The following is a 14,983-nucleotide window of genomic DNA, read 5'->3' on the forward strand; positions in this document are numbered from 1 at the left end:
CCAAAAACCGCTTCGCACTTTTTGGGAACTTGCTCTAAATCCAGCCGGCGAGCTCGCGCCGCGCCAGCGACGCCAGCAGCCGCATTCCCGCCTCGCTGTCGTTGAGGCAGGAAAGCCTCGCGAATTTCTCCCCTCCCGCCGCCAGAAACTCATCGCGTATTTCGACGCCGAGCTCTTCGATGGTTTCGAGACAATCGGCGGAAAAGCCGGGCGCCAGGATCGCAAGCCGCTTCACGCCTTCTTTCGCGAGCGTGCGCGCCTTCTCGGAAGTATAGGGCTCGATCCATTTCGCGCGTCCGAAGCGCGACTGGAACGAAAGCTGCAAGCGCTTCTCGTCCATGCCCATCGCCGCGCGCAGGAGACGCACCGTCTCTTCGCACTGAGATTCATAGGGATCGCCCCTGTCGATCTGGAACTGGGGCAGGCCATGGAATGAAGCCAGCACGACTTCCGGTTCGAAATCGAGAAGGCCGAGATGCTCGCGCAGGCTTTCGGCCAGCGCCTCGATATAGGCAGGGTCGTCGAAATAGGGCGGCGAGAAACGCAAAGTCGGCTGGCGGCGCATTCCGGCCAGGACGCGGGCGATGGCGTCGAAGGCGGTCGCCGTGGTCGAGGCGGCGTATTGCGGATAAAGCGGCAGGATCAGGATGCGCTCGCAGCCCTTGGCCATGAGCGCCTCGACGCCCTCGGCGAGCGCCGGCTCGCCATAGCGCATGGCGTAGTCGACATGGATCGCGGCCTCGCCCAGCGCGCCCGCGCCGGCGAGAGCGCCGAGCTTTTCCGCCTGCAGCCTCGTATAGGCCTTGAGCGGGCTCTCGTTCGTCTCCTTTACCCAGATATGTTCATAGCCCTTGGCGGATTTCGCCGGCCGCGTGTTGAGGATGACGCCATGGAGCAGGGGCAGCCAGAGGAGGCGCGGAATCTCGACGACGCGAGGGTCCGAAAGAAACTCCGCGAGATAGCGCCGCACCGAAGGCGCGTCGGGAGCTTCCGGCGTTCCGAGATTGACCAGCAGGACGCCGACGGGCCTGCCCGTCATGGCGCGTCGCCGCGCAGAAAGGCCGCATATTCGTCCTCGGCCATATGGAAACCATGCTCTTCGCGCGGAAAGGCGCCGGCGCGCACGTCGCGGACATAGGCGGCCACGGCGTCGCCGAGCGCCTTTCCGATCGCGCCGTAACGATGATTGTGCTTGAATTCTCGCTCGGTGATCCCGGCGAGGTCGTTGACCACCAGCACCTGGCCGTCATTGTCGGCGCCTGCCCCGATGCCGATGGTCGGCGCAGCGATGTCGCGGGAGATGCGCTCGGCGAGTTCAGACGGCACAAGCTCCAGAACGATGAAATCCTGGCCTGCGGCGTCGAGGGCGGCGGCGTCTTCGAGCAGCTTGCGGGCGGCCTCCGCCGTCTTGCCCTGGCGGCGTTTTTCGAGCTGATGCTGCGATTCGAGCCCGATATGGCAGCAGACGTCGAAGCCGGCGGTTTTGAGCGCCCGCACCAGCTCGGGCTGCGCGCCCTCGAATTTGATGCAATCGGCGCCCGCTCCGGTCAGGACTTTGGCGTTCGCCAGCGCCTGTTCGGACGTGTCGTAGGTGGCGTAGGGGAGGTCGCCGATAATGTAAATATCGGGAGCGCCGCGCCGCACGGCGGCGATGTGATGGGCCATGTCGGCAAGCGTCACTTCGCGCTCATGGCCATAGCCCAGTACATTCACGCCGACGCTGTCTCCGACGAGAATGATGTCTACGCCCGCGGCGGCCTCTAACCGGGCCGTCGGCGCGTCATAGGCCGTCAGCACGACGATTTTCTCGCCGCGCCGTTTCATATCGGCGAAATCCGAGGCTGATTTCATCGCTGCGTATTGTCGGCGCAGGTCTTCGGCGCGCCGGGAAGCTGGATTTCCTGCCATCCCCCGGTGCATTTGTCGCAGCCGGAAAGTAGCGCGCAAGCCCCCAGAAGCAATGCCAGGATCCCGATTCTGCGCTTCATGCCGCGGCCTCGTCTAGAGTTCGCCGCCGAGGGCCGGCGACGGCGCGCAACATAAAGGCGGGAGCCTCGCCGGGCAAGATTTCAGGCGAAGCGTCCTGTTTTCTACCCTTCGACCCAATCGGCGCGCCAGTCCGGCAGGGTGGAGACCTGTTTCGAGCCGCAGGCGGGGCAGACGAAGCTACGCTTCTTTTCGATTTCGGGGAGAGGGGTCGCGGGGTCCAGCGAGAGCGTCTCGAAATCTATCGGGGTGGACTGCTGGCACAGGGGGTTGGAACAGGTGACGAAGAAACCTGGAACGCCCTGCGACTGGAGGGAGGCGATGGTGGGGGGCGCGATAGCCATGGAATAACCTGTTTACTCGCGGGTTAAGCCCACGGGTAAGGAAGCAAGAGCCGGGCCACCAATTTCGCGAGATTTGCGGTTCTTCGCAGCGCGCCTCGATCCGGCCCCAAACCGCCAATGATTCGTTAAGCTTCTCGGGCGGCGCCCGATCGCGTGGCTGGCGCCCGGGCAGGCGGCGCCCAAGTTTTAGGCATACCGAAGTTTATTTGGTTTCCAGTGATTTTCCGGCATGCTGGCGTGGTTTTTTCGCAAGAGTCGAATTCCATGACCAAAAGCGAATTCGGCCTCGCCGACCAGTTCTTGCCGCGTCGCCAGTTCCGCGAAAGGCACGAAGCCTTGGTCGCCGCGCCGCCCTCGGCGATCCTGGCGGTCGTTCCGGGCCTCTCCGCGGCCGACGATCCGGTCATCCGCTCGTTGATCGCGATCCGCGAGGCCCCGGCGCGATGGATGGGCCAGGCGCCCACGCAGCCTTTCGGCCTGCATCGCTTTACATTGCTGGGCCAAAACGAAAGAGAGATCAGCTTCGGCCTCTGCGGCCGCTTCTGGCGCGCCGATTACGGGCTTTTCCCCATTCCCGACGGCGCAAGCTTTATCGGCTTTGCACAGCCCGGCGTCCCCAAATTGCTGATGTCTTTTGCGGTTCAGGACATTGGCGGCGACGCGAGCCGCCTCGCAACCGAGACCCGGGTCTTTTGTCCCGACCGGCGCGCCCTTTTCGCTTTCGCGCCCTATTGGTTCGCCATCCGCGCGGGAAGCGGGCTGATCCGCCGCCGCATGCTCGAGGCCATCGCCCGCCGCGCGGCGATGATCGGGTGAAGGACGGAACCGTGCTATGTGGGCGGCCTACCCCCCCTGCTGCCCCTCGATGGGAAGGCAAGCGCCCTTCGCCCGAGCGGCGCAGGCGATCCTTTATCTTGCATCCCGGCCAAATAGCGCTATAACGCGCGCTTCGCGACGCCTCGGCCGGGGGCTGAACGGAAGCTCTTGGCTTTGCCTGGAGAGGGCTCCAACCCGTCTTCCCGTGTTCCCGCCTTCGAACCTCCCTCGTCGAGCCTTTCCGTAAAGGCTCGAAGGGCTCCGCGCCGGGGCGGGATGCGAATATTTTGCCAGAAAGGCTGAGAAAAATGGCTCTCTACGAGCACATCTACCTCGCCCGTCAGGACATCTCGCCCCAGCAGGTGGAGACCATGACCGGCCAGTTCAAGAATATCGTGACCTCCCTCGGGGGCACTGTCGGCAAGGTCGAATATTGGGGCGTCAAGTCCCTCGCCTACCGCATCAAGAAGAACCGCAAGGCGCATTTCACCCTGCTCAACATCGACGCCCCTCCGGCGGCGATCGCCGAGCTGGAGCGCCAGGAGCGCATCAACGAAGACGTGCTGCGCATCCTGACCCTGCGCGTCGAAGAGCTCGAGGAAGGCCCGTCGGCCCAGCTGCGCAAGCGTGACGACGATGGCGAACGCGGCGGCGAGCGCGGCGACCGCCGGCCCCCGCGCGGCGACCGCCCCGAGCGCCGCCCCCGTCGTGAAGAAGGCCCGAGGGCCGAAGGAGAGGCGATCCAATGACCACTGCCGCTGCGGCTCCGCGCCGTCCGTTCTTCCGCCGTCGCAAGTCCTGCCCCTTCACCGGCGCCAACGCCCCGAAGATCGACTACAAGGACACGCGTCTGCTGTCGCGCTACATCTCCGAGCGCGGCAAGATCGTTCCCTCGCGCATCACGGCCGTTTCGGCCAAGAAGCAGCGCGAACTGGCCCAGGCCATCAAGCGCGCCCGCTTCCTCGGCCTGCTGCCCTACGTGATCCGTTAAAAAAAGCAGCGCCGTTTTTGGCATTTTGCAGCCGCGCCTCCAGCGCGGCTGTTTTTTTTGTGGCGCATTTACATAGGGCCGCGCGCTCTTGGCGATTGCGTCAGCCCGTCGACGCCCTATGATAAGCCCTATCAAACTGGCAAAAGAGCTTCCCATGGCCGCCCCCAAATCCAGTCCCGCCGCCACCAGGGCGCCGGCGTCCGGCCGCCGCAAATCGTCGGCGCAGGCAGCTGCGAAGACCGACTTTCCGGCTGGGCTGACGCCGGCGCCCCTGGTCGCCGACCTCATGAACGACCAGGGCGTCGTCAGGTTGGACAAGGTCGCCGCAATCTTCGGCATGTCGAAGGGACAGCTCGCCGAAACCATCGGATTGAGCCGGGAGGCGCTCTACAAGCTCGCCCGTTTGGAGGCTCCCAAGACCCAGGCCCGACTCAAGGAAATGCTCGAGGTGGTTTCGCGCGTCTCGGATTGGGCCGGCGGCAAGAGCCAGGCCATGGCCTGGTACCGAGCCCAGCCGATCGCCGCTTTTGGCGGGCGCACGGCCGAGTCCCTGGTCAAGGAGGGCCAGGCCGGCGCGCTACGGGATTATCTCGATCATATCGCCCAGGGCGGCTTCGCTTGAGATTTCGCGCGACCTGCTACAGGGCGCATGATCCGCGTTGGTCTTTTCAGCCGCTTTCGGGCGCCGGCGCTGCGATGCGCGGGGCTCGCTTCAACCCCAAGGGCGCTCCGGCGCTCTATCTCGCGCTCACGATCATGACCGCGGTCAAGGAGATCAACCAGGGCTTCGCGCATAAGATCGAGCCCTGCGTGCTCTGCTCCTATGATGTCGACTGCGAGGATGTGCTCGATCTGCGAAGCGAAGAGGATCGCAAAGCCGCCAGCGCGTCGCTCGAAGATATGGCCTGCGCCTGGTTCTCCGACATCTCACAGGGCCGGGAACCGCCCTCATGGCGAATTGCTCGCCAGTCGATGAAAGCGGGCGCCGCAGGCATTCTGGTCCCGAGCTTCGCGCCGGGCGCGAGGGCCGATGATCAAAATCTGGTTCTCTGGAAATGGGGGCCGGCCCTCCCGCATAAAGTGTCTGTCTTTGATCCGAGCGGTCGCCTGCCGAAGGACCAACTCTCCTGGAAATGATGCCCGGACAGGCGGGGGCTCAACCTCTTCCCTGCCCATATTTGCGGGCGAAGTCGCGCGCCTTTCCCGCGCGGCAAACGGCGGCGAAAGACTGATACATTGTCCCGGAGTTTTTCACCGCGATTGCGTCGCAACGCGCTTGCGCCTTTTTGTAGGCGGTTTTCACGGCGGGCGAAGCTTTCGGCATGAACAGCGGCTCGCACTTGCCCTCGACGATCTCCAGAAGCCTGTTGGTCTTGCTGTCGCCGAATTGACAGGCTTCGAGAATTTTGACGGCGTGCTCGCAATTGGGCGCATTGCGAACAGCGGCAAGCACCGCTTCGACATAGCCTCCCGCTTTTTCGGTTGCCGCGTCGCTCACCGGACATTGTTCGACGGCGAAGGCGGGGCCGTCAATCAGGATCATCGCTACGAGCGCAATATGGCGCTTTGCCTTTTTAAACATATGAGGCTCCTTGCTGCGTTACATTTTGACGCCCGGAAAATAAAACTCCAAAGCCTTTGCGTTCACACCGTCGCTGCCGCGCCACCATGCAAATGGATAGGACCAATCGCCCTTTCCGGGATGCTGGCGCATTGTGGGGTATCCGTCGAAAAAGCCTGGATGGGAAGTCGGCTGCAAAATTCCTACGTAGCCGAGGCATTGGAGCGCGATGCGGCGTTCGCTTGCATTGCCGGGGACGAATGGCGCTATCAATTTGAGAAGCTGGTTCGGACTGCAATCGGCGGGGGCGTTCCCAGCAATATCGAGGATGCGGAGCAGAGGTTCCCGCGATTGACGCGAGCTGTCGCGATCGGCCGCCTCGAATGGCGAGAGATCAAGCAGCTCATAGAGCGGATCATCGTGGCGCACACCGCCCCATTTGAAACGCTCGAAGCTCAACACATTGATATCTTCCTCCTCATCGGGACAAGAAAGCTGGCATATGTCGCAGCGGCAGCCGTTCCATATTGGCCGGGCGTCGATGTCGTGCTTTTGCAGCCGCAGGACGGCCCCGAAACTCCCTAAAGCCGATCGCAGATCGAGGCGCCGTGTGGTCAGGCTGTCGGAGAAGGCTTGGGCGACCAGTGTCGGATCGAGACGATCTCTCACGGCGAGCAGCTCGTCGATCAATTCGTCATGGGTGAACTTTATCCGGTCAAAAAGATAACCCGCATATTTTGCATAGTCGTAATCGTCGGGCGAAATCCGTCCGTAGGTCCAGCCCTGACGCGACCAGAACTTGGCGAAGAGAATGCGCTCGGCTGTCTTGTCGGGCTTCCAATGGGGCTGGGTTTTGATGATCATGGGAAATAGGTCTCATAAACTGGCTCAACTGAGCTGCTTCCCCAACCTCCCCGCCAGATCCAGCACATATTGCCAGGCGACGCGGCCGGAGCGCGAGCCGCGCGTGATCGACCATTCCAGCGCCTCGGCCCGTATGGTCGCCTCGGCCGCAATCAGCCCGTAATGGCGGGCATAGCCGAACACCATGTTGAGGTAGTCGTCCTGGCTGCAATTATGGAAGCCGATCCACAGGCCGAAGCGGTCGGACAGCGAGACTTTCTCCTCCACCGCCTCGCCCGGATTGATCGCGGTGGCTTTCTCGTTTTCCATCATGTCACGCGGCAAAAGATGACGCCGGTTGGAGGTGGCGTAGAACAGCACGTTCTCGGGCCGGCCTTCCACGCCTCCCTCCAGCGCGGCTTTCAAGGATTTGTAGCTGGTCTCGGCGCCGTCGAAGGAAAGATCGTCGCAAAAGACGATGAAGCGGAAATCCGCCCCGCGCAGGATCAGCAACAGCGCGGGCAGGCTCTCGATATCCTCGCGGTGGATTTCGACCAGCTTTAACCGCCCGTCCCTGGCGAGGGCGCCGTGAACCGCTTTCACGAGGGAAGATTTTCCCATGCCGCGCGCGCCCCACAGCAGGGCGTTATTGGCGGGCAGACCGCGGGAGAAGCGTTCAGTGTTGGCGTAGAGCTGGCCGCGCGCCCGGTCGATGCCCTCCAGCAGCTCGAGCTCCAGCCGGCTGATTTTTTCGACCGGCATCAGAGCCGCGCTCGCCGCCCGCCAGACAAAGGCCTCGGCGCGGGAAAAATCCGGCGCCGGCGGAGGCGGCGGGGCCAGCCGCTCCAGCGCCTCGGCGATGCGTAGGAACAGGGCGGCGGAGTCTTGGTCGGGCATTGGCGAAGCCTCTTGTTGATGTGTCGGTTCTCAGGGCGGAGTATAGCTCCCCAAAAACTGTCCGCGCAGGAGGAAGCTTTGCCGTCCACCGAAAACAGTCTCCTCTCCCGCGCCAGGCTCTTCATCCGGCCGGCGGACCCGGAAGCCGCGGAGCGTTCTCTGAACCGCGCGCTGGAGCGCGACCAGGACGCAGCGCTGGCCGCTCTGCTCGCGAGCGAGCCAAAGGCGCGGGAGCTGCTCATCGGCGTGTTCGGCTGCTCGCCCTATCTCGCGGGGCTCGCCGCTCAAAACCCGGCCCGCCTTGTGCAGCTGCTTGCGGGCGATCCCGAGGCGGCGGTCTCCCGCCTCATCGACCACGCCAAAAATATGGGCGCCCCGGACGAGGCCGAGCTGATGCGCTCGTTGCGCCTGGTCAAGCAGGAGGCGGCGCTCGTCGTCGCTCTGGCGGATCTTTCCAAAGCCTGGGACACGATGACGGCGACGCGGGCGCTGACCCTCATAGCGGACGCGACGCTCTCGGCCGCGGTTTCTTTCACCTTGCGCGAGGCGGCGCAGGCTGGGCGGCTCGCGCTTGCACATCCGGGCGATCCCGAGCGGGAGTCGGGCTGGATTTTCCTCGGCATGGGCAAGCAGGGCGCCTATGAGCTGAATTATTCCTCCGACATCGATCTCGTCGTGCTGTTCGATCGGCGCCGCGCGCGGGTGGCAAAGCCCGGCGAGGAGGTCGATCTCTTCGTGCGCCTCACCAAGCGCATCATCCGCATCATGAGCGAGCAGACCGCGGACGGCTATGTCTTCCGCACCGATCTGCGTCTGCGTCCCGATCCCGGCGCGACCCCGATCGCCATTCCGCTGGAGGCCGCTTTTTCCTATTACGAAAGCATGGGCCAGAACTGGGAGCGCGCGGCTTTCATCAAGGCGCGTCCGGTCGCAGGCGACATCGCCGCGGGCGAGGAGTTCTTGAAAGAGCTGCAGCCTTTCGTCTGGCGCAAATATTTCGATTTCGCGGCCATCGCCGACGTGCATTCGATCAAGCGGCAGATCCACGCCCATAAGGGCCATGGCGAAATCGCCGTCAACGGCCACAATATAAAGCTCGGCCGCGGCGGAATTCGTGAGATCGAGTTTTTCGTCCAGACCCAGCAGCTCATCACCGGGGGGCGGGACCCTTCGCTGCGCGGCCGCGCCACGCTCGACATGCTGGTTGCGCTCGCCGAGAGAGGCTGGATCGAGGGAGCCGCGCGCGACGCGCTCGAAGAAGCCTATGTGTTTCTGCGCGACGTCGAACATCGCATCCAGATGGTCGCCGACGAGCAGAGCCATTCGCTGCCGCAGAGCGAGGAGGGCGTCGCTCGCATCGCGATGATGATGGGGTTTGAAGGCGCTCGCGATTTCGCCGCGGCTCTGTTGCGGCGCCTCGAGACGGTCCAGGACTGCTATGCGCGGCTTTTCGAGAGCGCGCCGCAGCTTTCGTCGGGCGCCGGAAATCTGGTCTTCACCGGCGACGAGGACGACCCCGCCACTCTCGCCACTTTGGAAAAGCTCGGTTTCGCCGAACCGCGAACCGTCACCGCCATCATCCGAAGCTGGCATTTCGGCCGCTATCCCGCGACCCGCTCCGCCGTCGCCCGCGAGCGCCTCACCGAATTGACCCCGGCGCTGCTGGAGGCGCTCGCCGCCACCGACAACGCCGATCGGGCCATGCTCGCTTTCGACAAATTCGTCAGCCGGCTGCCCGCCGGGGTGCAATTGTTTTCCTTGCTGGCTTCACATCCCAACCTGCTCCATCTGCTGACCGAGATCATGGGCGCGGCGCCCGAGCTCGCGGCGGCCATCTCCCGGCGTCCCCGCGTGCTCGGCGCGCTTCTGGAGCCGTCCTTCTTCAACCAGCCGGCGGAATGGGCCGAGCTGGAGGATCGCCTGAAGATCCAGATGGCGGAAGCCGGATCCTTCGAGGATGCGCTCGACCGCGCCCGCATATTCGGACAGGAGCAGAAGTTTCTCATCGGCGCGCGGATCATCACGGAGGCGCTCTCTCCCAGAGACGCCGGCTTCGCCTATGCGCGGCTGGCGGAAATCCTGATCGGCGGCTTGCTCGATGTGGTGGAAGCGGAATTCGCCCGCGCTCACGGCCGCGTGCCCGGCGGCGAAGCCGCCGTGGTCGCGCTCGGCAAGCTCGGCGGGCGCGAGATGACCGCGGCTTCCGATCTCGATCTGATGCTGATCTACGACGCCGATCCGATGGTCGACTCGGAAGGGGGGGAGCGCCCGCTGCCCTCGCCGCAATATTATGCGCGGTTGACGCAGCGGCTCATCATGGCTCTCTCGGCGCCCACGGCCGAAGGCCTGCTCTACGACGTGGATTTCCGTCTGCGCCCCTCCGGAAACAAGGGGCCTATCGCCGTGCGGCTCAAGGCCTTTGAAGAATATCAGAAAAACGAAGCCTGGAGTTGGGAGCGCATGGCGCTGACCCGCGCCCGCGTCGTCGCCGGGACGCCCCATTTCGCCGCGCGCGTCGCGGCGGCGATCCGCGAGGCGCTGGTGGCCCCTCGCGATATGGAGAAGCTGCGAGCCGACGTCGCCGAAATGCGCCGTCTGGTCGAAAAGGAGAAGGGCTCGAACAATCCTTTCGACCTGAAACAGGTTCCCGGCGGCCAGATCGATATTGAATTTGCGACCCAATATCTGCTGCTGCGTCACGCGGCGACGCATCCTGAATGTCTTTCGACGTCGGTCGAAGAGGCTTTACGACAATTGCGTGACAAAGAGCTGATCGAACGGCCCGCTGCGGAGGCGCTCATCGAAGCCTATCGGACATATCAGGGGCTGATGCAGGTGTTGCGGCTTGCGATCGCGGGGGATTTCGCGCCGGAAAAAGCCTCGCGCGGCCTCGCCAATCTCCTGCTGCGCGCGGCCGACGCGCCCGACCTGGAGAGGCTCGAGGCGCGCTTGCGCGAAACCGAGGCGGGCGTACGCGAGGCGTTCATGAGGATTGTCGGAATTTAGAGTTATTTAGCCGACGGCTGTTGTCAGACCGGCGGCCATTGGCTTAGTTACGCCCGATTCGTCCCTCATGGCCATTGGGGCCGCAGCGGACGCTTCGGTCGAAGACTCTTCATTTGGAGAAAATTATGTCTCACGCCCACAGGAATGCGCGTTACGAAGACCGCGGCTCGCACAAAGCCCTTGGTCTAGCCCTCGGCCTGTGCGCCATTTTAGCGGCCGTCGCGCCTGCGCAGGCCAAAGTTCTGGCAAAGGTGAACGGCGTCGAAATTACCGACGAAGACATGAAGCTCGCCGCCGAGGATATCGGCCCCGGCATCCCGCGCCAGCTCGACGCCAAGGCCCGCGACGCCTATCTGCTCGATTTCCTGATCGACGAGCAGCTCGTCGTGCAGAAGGCTCAGGCCGAAAAGCTTTCCGAAACCCCGGATTTCGCCAAGCGTCTCGCCTATCTGCGCGACAAGGCCCTGATGGAGACGCTGCTCGGCAAGGTGGCCAAGGACGCCATCACCGACGCGGCCATCAAGCAGACCTATGACGAAGCCGCCAAGAACCAGAAGCCGGACACCGAATATCACGCCCATCACATTCTGGTCCCGACCGAGGACGAGGCCAAGGCCGCCCAGAAGCGGATCAAGAGCGGCGAGGATTTCGGCAAAGTCGCCGGCGAACTGTCCAAGGACCCGGGCTCCAAGGGCGGCGATCTCGGCTGGTTCACCAAGGACCGCATGGTTCCCGAATTCGGCGAGGCCGTATCCAAGATGGAGCCGGGCCAGATTTCCGACCCTGTGAAGTCCCAGTTCGGCTGGCACGTCATCAAGCTCGACGAAAAGCGCGCCAAGACCTTCCCGCCGCTGGACCAGGTGCGCGATCAGGTCTCGCGCTATGTGGTGCAGAAGGCGCAGAGCGAGATGGTCGCCAAGCTGCGCGAGGGCGCCAAGATCGAGCGCACCGAGCCTCCGGCGGACGCCGCCAAGCCGGCCGACGCCGCGAAAGACGCCAAGGCCGCCAAGCCGGAAGAGAAGAAAAAGTAATCATTTCGGTCTTTTGATCGACCAGCGCCTTTCGCCTGCCGGCGGAGGGCGTTTTTTTTGGCTCTCATGCGACTTCCGCGAGATCGCTTCGCGATCCGCAGAAGCGGCCGCCGCAAAAATCGCCGATCGGCATCGGTTTTTGCGGCGAGCGAATACGAAATGCCGCTCCAAACCAGCGGATTTCATATCACGGCGCCTTCCGGGCCCGGCCGTATGAAAGCGAAAGGCAGTTGCGCTTCTGTACCGATCGTTACACAATAGGGCGAACGGTTGGAACAAAGAGGAAGCCATGTCGATTACGCCTCCCTTCACCCGCGAATCCGCGATCGCGAAAATCAGGCTGGCCGAGGACGGCTGGAACAGCCGCGATCCCGCGCGGGTCGCGCTGGTCTATACGCCGGACAGCGTCTGGAGAAACCGGGCCGAATTCCCGGCCGGACGCGACCAGATCGTCGCCTTCCTGACCCGCAAATGGGCGCGGGAGCTCGATTATCGCCTGATCAAGGAGTTATGGGCCTTTGGGGAAGACCGCATCGCCGTGCGTTTCGCCTATGAATGGCGCGACGACTCGGGGCAGTGGTATCGCTCCTACGGTAACGAAAACTGGGAGTTCGACGCAGCGGGGCTGATGCGCCGGCGCTTCGCCTCGATCAACGACCTGCCGATCGCCGAGAAGGACCGCAAGTTTCACTGGCCGCTGGGCCGGCGTCCCGACGACCATCCGGGGCTTTCGGATCTCGGCCTTTGATTCGAGGGCGTGAAATTTCGGTCTGACCCGGTATCCCCACCGGAAAGCTTTAACGCGGTCGAGGACCATGGCCCGGCTGGTGCATGAAAAAGCCGACGTCGTTCCGATGGTCGGCGAAGTGTTTCGCGAATTCGGCTACGAGGGCGCGTCCTTCAGCCGCATCGCCGAGCGCACCGGCCTCGGCAAAGGCAGCCTGTATCATTTCTTTCCGGGCGGGAAGGAAGAGATGGGGCGCGAAGTGCTGGCCCATGTCGACGGCTGGTTCGCCCGGGAAATCTTCATGCCTCTGGAGCGCGGAGCGCCGCACGTCGCGATCGAAGACATGTGGCGGGCGGTCGAGGCCTATTTTCGTTCGGGGCGACGCATTTGTCTCGTCGGCGCCTTCGCCCTCGACGAGACGCGGGAGCCCTTCGCCGCCGAGATCAAAGCCTATTTTTCCCGCTGGATCGGGGCCTTGCGCGGCGCGCTGCTGCGTGCGGGCGCCGACAAGGCGAAGGCGCGAATCCTCGCGGAGACCGCCGTCGGCGGAATCCAGGGCGCGCTCGTCCTCGCCCGGGCGCTCGACAATCCCGCCGTTTTCTCGCGCCAGATCGAGGCGTTGCGTCGCCAGCTCAAAGCCTCCCTGCCCGCAGCGGGCGAAGGGGACGCCGCCTGATCCGTCCGGGGGCCCGGAAAGCTGCGGCCTGAAACCCGGCCGAGGCGCCGCAGGCCTGAGACGCCGCGTTCGCGCCACTTGACGCGGCGGCGATAGAGGTTACACCGCGCATTTGAGCCACTCCACAGCAGGGATTGATTTGCATGGCCAAAGCCGCTCCGGTTTCGCCGCTCGCGCCCAAGAGCATTCCCGAGATTCCGCCGATCGAAGGCGTCCGCTTCGCCGCGGGCGAGGCCGGCGTGCGCTACAAGGGCCGCACCGACGTGATGCTGGCGCTGCTCGACGAAGGATCGCGCGTCGCGGGCGTGTTCACGAAATCGAAATGCTCCTCGGCTCCCGTCGACTGGTGCAGGGCCCGGGTCGGGAGCGGCAAGGCCAGGGCGGTGCTGGTGAACTCCGGCAACGCCAACGCCTTCACGGGCAAGGCCGGCAAGGACGCGGTCAAGCTTTCGGCCAAGCTCGCCGCGGCTGCGGCCGGCGTGCCCGAACGCCAGGTTTTCCTGGCCTCGACCGGCGTCATCGGCGAACCTCTCGACGCTTCCAAGTTCGAGCCGGTTCTACCCAAACTCGTCGCCAAGGCTGAGCCCGAAGGCTGGTTGGAGGCCGCCCGGGCGATCATGACGACCGACACCTATCCCAAGCTTTCGACGCGCACCGCGAAAATCGACGGCATAGAGACGCGCATTGCGGGTTTCGCAAAAGGGGCGGGAATGATCGCGCCCGACATGGCGACCATGCTCGCTTTCGTTTTCACCGACGCCGCGATCGGTTCGGAGGCGTTGCAGACCCTGCTGTCCCGCTCGGTGCGCGGCTCCTTCAACGCCATCACCGTGGACAGCGACACCTCCACCTCGGACACCTTGCTCCTGTTCGCCACGGGCGCGGCGGCCCGGCGCGGCGCGCCGGAGATCGAGCGGGCCAGCGATCGCAGGCTGGCCGAGTTCCGCGCCGCCCTGGACGAGGTTCTGCTCGACCTCGCCCATCAGGTGGTGAAGGACGGGGAAGGCGCCCGCAAATTCGTGGAGATCATCGTCGACGGCGCCGAGAACGACCGCGCGGCCAAACGGATCGCTTTGTCCATCGCCAATTCGCCGCTGGTGAAGACCGCCATCGCCGGGGAAGACGCCAATTGGGGCCGCGTCGTGATGGCGGTCGGCAAGGCCGGAGAACAGGCCGATCGCGATCGGCTTTCGATCTGGTTCGGCGATGTTCGCGTGGCTTATAAGGGCCTGCGCGATCCGTCCTACGACGAAGCGGCGGTCTCCGAGATCATGAAGCGCCCCGAGATCAAGCTCCGGGTCGATCTCGCGCTCGGCGCGGGGTCCTCCACGGTCTGGACCTGCGATCTGACCAAGGAATATGTCGCCATCAACGGGGACTATCGCAGCTAGCGAGAACCTCCAGTCTCCGCTCCGGCCCCACCGGCGCCCGGCGGGCGCCGGCCTCCGGGGGAGGCGGAGCAGCGCCGCGGGCCCCACAGGGCTGCGGCGCCAAAAATCAGGCCGCGGCCCCGCAGCACTTTTTGTATTTCTTGCCGGAGCCGCAAGGACAGGGATCGTTGCGGCCGGGCTGATGGCCTTTCACGATCGGCTCGGCCTTCCGCTTGGACTCTTCGAGGAAATACCAGCGTCCGTCCCCGGCGTCGAAGCGGAACAGCGAGCGTTCCCGGTGCGCCCGCGGCTCGCCCTCCATCACGAAATGGGCGACGAACTCGACATAGCCCTGCGCGTCGCCGGGCTGGCCCTCTTCGGTCGAGAGAATGTCGAGCCCGAGCCACTGCGATTGCGACGACCAGTGGGTCACCGCCTTGCGGTCGAAATCATATCGCGATTCCGGCGCCAGCGACTCGAGCAGAAAATCGATGTTGCCGAGGGCGAAGGCGCTGTAGCGCGCCCGCATCAGGGCTTCAGCCGTCGGCGCCGGGGCTCCGGCCTCGAGAATCGGCGCGCAGCATTGGGAATAGGGCTTCTGTTCCGCCGAACGGAGCCGGCAGGGGCAGGTCGTGTCGCTCATTTGCACAATGGTCCAGTTGGTTGGCCGGGAATCATCCGGCGTCTTCTAAAGCCTTTTTTTGCGAAGTGGGAATCGGCGGGCGGCGTCGAGGC

The 14,983-nt window shown here is 64.3% G+C and carries 18 protein-coding genes; 10 read left to right on the forward strand and 8 right to left on the reverse strand.

Features of this window, described 5'->3' with window-relative positions; translation table 11 throughout:
• Positions 1 to 34: 34 nt before the first annotated feature.
• The 4 genes from hemH to H2LOC_RS16700 form a co-directional block, all read right to left on the reverse strand.
• Complete coding sequence (gene hemH, locus H2LOC_RS16690; RefSeq protein ID WP_136498222.1) at positions 35 to 1,039, reverse strand: ferrochelatase; 1,005 nt, start codon at positions 1,037 to 1,039, stop codon at positions 35 to 37.
• Positions 1,036 to 1,851: a 3-methyl-2-oxobutanoate hydroxymethyltransferase gene (panB, locus tag H2LOC_RS16695; RefSeq protein WP_136498223.1), complete on the reverse strand. Its 816-nt coding sequence runs from the start codon at positions 1,849 to 1,851 to the stop codon at positions 1,036 to 1,038. Before panB ends, hemH begins: the two co-directional genes overlap by 4 nt.
• The gene (locus H2LOC_RS21610) at positions 1,848 to 1,988 is read right to left on the reverse strand and encodes a hypothetical protein (RefSeq protein WP_202620484.1); all 141 of its coding nucleotides are present in this window, start codon (positions 1,986 to 1,988) and stop codon (positions 1,848 to 1,850) included. Before H2LOC_RS21610 ends, panB begins: the two co-directional genes overlap by 4 nt.
• A gap of 102 nt (positions 1,989 to 2,090) precedes the next feature.
• Positions 2,091 to 2,330, reverse strand: coding sequence for a hypothetical protein (locus H2LOC_RS16700; RefSeq protein ID WP_136498224.1), 240 nt, complete (start codon positions 2,328 to 2,330; stop codon positions 2,091 to 2,093).
• A 264-nt stretch (positions 2,331 to 2,594) separates the two neighbouring features.
• Between H2LOC_RS16700 and H2LOC_RS16705 the strand changes: the two genes are divergently transcribed.
• The 5 genes from H2LOC_RS16705 (at position 2,595) to H2LOC_RS16725 (ending at position 5,274) form a co-directional block, all read left to right on the forward strand.
• Positions 2,595 to 3,146 carry a hypothetical protein gene (locus H2LOC_RS16705; protein ID WP_136498225.1) on the forward strand — a complete coding sequence of 184 codons (552 nt, stop codon included), beginning with the start codon at positions 2,595 to 2,597 and terminating at the stop codon, positions 3,144 to 3,146.
• 308 nt (positions 3,147 to 3,454) lie between these two features.
• Positions 3,455 to 3,895: a 30S ribosomal protein S6 gene (rpsF, locus tag H2LOC_RS16710; RefSeq protein ID WP_136498226.1), complete on the forward strand. Its 441-nt coding sequence runs from the start codon at positions 3,455 to 3,457 to the stop codon at positions 3,893 to 3,895.
• Positions 3,892 to 4,137 (forward strand): 30S ribosomal protein S18, encoded by a 246-nt coding sequence (gene rpsR / locus H2LOC_RS16715; protein ID WP_136498227.1) that lies wholly within the window; start codon positions 3,892 to 3,894, stop codon positions 4,135 to 4,137. Before rpsF ends, rpsR begins: the two co-directional genes overlap by 4 nt.
• A gap of 286 nt (positions 4,138 to 4,423) precedes the next feature.
• A complete protein-coding gene (locus tag H2LOC_RS16720) occupies positions 4,424 to 4,759 on the forward strand; it encodes an antitoxin Xre/MbcA/ParS toxin-binding domain-containing protein (RefSeq protein ID WP_136498250.1) in 336 nt (111 codons plus the stop codon).
• Positions 4,756 to 5,274, forward strand: a complete 519-nt coding sequence (locus H2LOC_RS16725) for an RES family NAD+ phosphorylase (protein ID WP_136498228.1) — start codon at positions 4,756 to 4,758, stop codon at positions 5,272 to 5,274. Before H2LOC_RS16720 ends, H2LOC_RS16725 begins: the two co-directional genes overlap by 4 nt.
• Before the next feature lie 19 nt (positions 5,275 to 5,293).
• Here H2LOC_RS16725 and H2LOC_RS16730 read toward each other — a convergent pair whose 3' ends face one another.
• From H2LOC_RS16730 to H2LOC_RS16740, 3 genes are read right to left on the reverse strand one after another with little or no spacing between them, the layout of a single operon-like run.
• Positions 5,294 to 5,719, reverse strand: coding sequence for a hypothetical protein (locus H2LOC_RS16730; RefSeq protein ID WP_136498229.1), 426 nt, complete (start codon positions 5,717 to 5,719; stop codon positions 5,294 to 5,296).
• A gap of 18 nt (positions 5,720 to 5,737) precedes the next feature.
• A complete protein-coding gene (locus tag H2LOC_RS16735; RefSeq protein ID WP_136498230.1) occupies positions 5,738 to 6,562 on the reverse strand; it encodes a hypothetical protein in 825 nt (274 codons plus the stop codon).
• Positions 6,563 to 6,586: 24 nt separating this feature from the next.
• Positions 6,587 to 7,438: an ATP-binding protein gene (locus tag H2LOC_RS16740; RefSeq protein WP_136498231.1), complete on the reverse strand. Its 852-nt coding sequence runs from the start codon at positions 7,436 to 7,438 to the stop codon at positions 6,587 to 6,589.
• A 78-nt stretch (positions 7,439 to 7,516) separates the two neighbouring features.
• Here H2LOC_RS16740 and H2LOC_RS16745 point away from each other — a divergent pair, with 78 nt between their 5' ends.
• The 5 genes from H2LOC_RS16745 (at position 7,517) to argJ (ending at position 14,269) form a co-directional block, all read left to right on the forward strand.
• On the forward strand, positions 7,517 to 10,444 hold the full coding sequence (locus tag H2LOC_RS16745; RefSeq protein ID WP_136498232.1) for a bifunctional [glutamine synthetase] adenylyltransferase/[glutamine synthetase]-adenylyl-L-tyrosine phosphorylase: 2,928 nt from the start codon (positions 7,517 to 7,519) through the stop codon (positions 10,442 to 10,444).
• Positions 10,445 to 10,569: 125 nt separating this feature from the next.
• A complete protein-coding gene (locus tag H2LOC_RS16750) occupies positions 10,570 to 11,475 on the forward strand; it encodes a peptidylprolyl isomerase (RefSeq protein ID WP_136498233.1) in 906 nt (301 codons plus the stop codon).
• A gap of 289 nt (positions 11,476 to 11,764) precedes the next feature.
• A complete protein-coding gene (locus H2LOC_RS16755) occupies positions 11,765 to 12,223 on the forward strand; it encodes a nuclear transport factor 2 family protein (RefSeq protein WP_136498234.1) in 459 nt (152 codons plus the stop codon).
• A 67-nt stretch (positions 12,224 to 12,290) separates the two neighbouring features.
• Positions 12,291 to 12,878 carry a TetR/AcrR family transcriptional regulator gene (locus H2LOC_RS16760; protein ID WP_136498235.1) on the forward strand — a complete coding sequence of 196 codons (588 nt, stop codon included), beginning with the start codon at positions 12,291 to 12,293 and terminating at the stop codon, positions 12,876 to 12,878.
• Positions 12,879 to 13,021: 143 nt separating this feature from the next.
• A complete protein-coding gene (argJ, locus tag H2LOC_RS16765; RefSeq protein WP_136498236.1) occupies positions 13,022 to 14,269 on the forward strand; it encodes a bifunctional glutamate N-acetyltransferase/amino-acid acetyltransferase ArgJ in 1,248 nt (415 codons plus the stop codon).
• A 106-nt stretch (positions 14,270 to 14,375) separates the two neighbouring features.
• Here the strand turns inward: argJ and H2LOC_RS16770 are convergent, their stop codons facing one another.
• On the reverse strand, positions 14,376 to 14,891 hold the full coding sequence (locus tag H2LOC_RS16770; protein ID WP_136498237.1) for a YchJ family protein: 516 nt from the start codon (positions 14,889 to 14,891) through the stop codon (positions 14,376 to 14,378).
• Positions 14,892 to 14,983: the final 92 nt, after the last annotated feature.

The organism is Methylocystis heyeri (genome assembly GCF_004802635.2).
Taxonomy (GTDB): Bacteria; Pseudomonadota; Alphaproteobacteria; order Rhizobiales; family Beijerinckiaceae; genus Methylocystis; species Methylocystis heyeri.

Excerpts from the sequence above, each read along its gene's own strand:
- hemH (WP_136498222.1), bottom strand. The coding sequence starts at position 1,039 with ATGACGGGCAGGCCCGTCGGCGTCCTGCTGGTCAATCTCGGAACGCCG.
- panB (WP_136498223.1), bottom strand. The coding sequence starts at position 1,851 with ATGAAATCAGCCTCGGATTTCGCCGATATGAAACGGCGCGGCGAGAAA.
- H2LOC_RS21610 (WP_202620484.1), bottom strand. The coding sequence starts at position 1,988 with ATGAAGCGCAGAATCGGGATCCTGGCATTGCTTCTGGGGGCTTGCGCG.
- H2LOC_RS16700 (WP_136498224.1), bottom strand. The coding sequence starts at position 2,330 with ATGGCTATCGCGCCCCCCACCATCGCCTCCCTCCAGTCGCAGGGCGTT.
- H2LOC_RS16705 (WP_136498225.1), top strand. The coding sequence starts at position 2,595 with ATGACCAAAAGCGAATTCGGCCTCGCCGACCAGTTCTTGCCGCGTCGC.
- rpsF (WP_136498226.1), top strand. The coding sequence starts at position 3,455 with ATGGCTCTCTACGAGCACATCTACCTCGCCCGTCAGGACATCTCGCCC.
- rpsR (WP_136498227.1), top strand. The coding sequence starts at position 3,892 with ATGACCACTGCCGCTGCGGCTCCGCGCCGTCCGTTCTTCCGCCGTCGC.
- H2LOC_RS16720 (WP_136498250.1), top strand. The coding sequence starts at position 4,424 with ATGAACGACCAGGGCGTCGTCAGGTTGGACAAGGTCGCCGCAATCTTC.
- H2LOC_RS16730 (WP_136498229.1), bottom strand. The coding sequence starts at position 5,719 with ATGTTTAAAAAGGCAAAGCGCCATATTGCGCTCGTAGCGATGATCCTG.
- H2LOC_RS16735 (WP_136498230.1), bottom strand. The coding sequence starts at position 6,562 with ATGATCATCAAAACCCAGCCCCATTGGAAGCCCGACAAGACAGCCGAG.
- H2LOC_RS16740 (WP_136498231.1), bottom strand. The coding sequence starts at position 7,438 with ATGCCCGACCAAGACTCCGCCGCCCTGTTCCTACGCATCGCCGAGGCG.
- H2LOC_RS16750 (WP_136498233.1), top strand. The coding sequence starts at position 10,570 with ATGTCTCACGCCCACAGGAATGCGCGTTACGAAGACCGCGGCTCGCAC.
- H2LOC_RS16755 (WP_136498234.1), top strand. The coding sequence starts at position 11,765 with ATGTCGATTACGCCTCCCTTCACCCGCGAATCCGCGATCGCGAAAATC.
- H2LOC_RS16760 (WP_136498235.1), top strand. The coding sequence starts at position 12,291 with ATGGCCCGGCTGGTGCATGAAAAAGCCGACGTCGTTCCGATGGTCGGC.
- argJ (WP_136498236.1), top strand. The coding sequence starts at position 13,022 with ATGGCCAAAGCCGCTCCGGTTTCGCCGCTCGCGCCCAAGAGCATTCCC.
- H2LOC_RS16770 (WP_136498237.1), bottom strand. The coding sequence starts at position 14,891 with ATGAGCGACACGACCTGCCCCTGCCGGCTCCGTTCGGCGGAACAGAAG.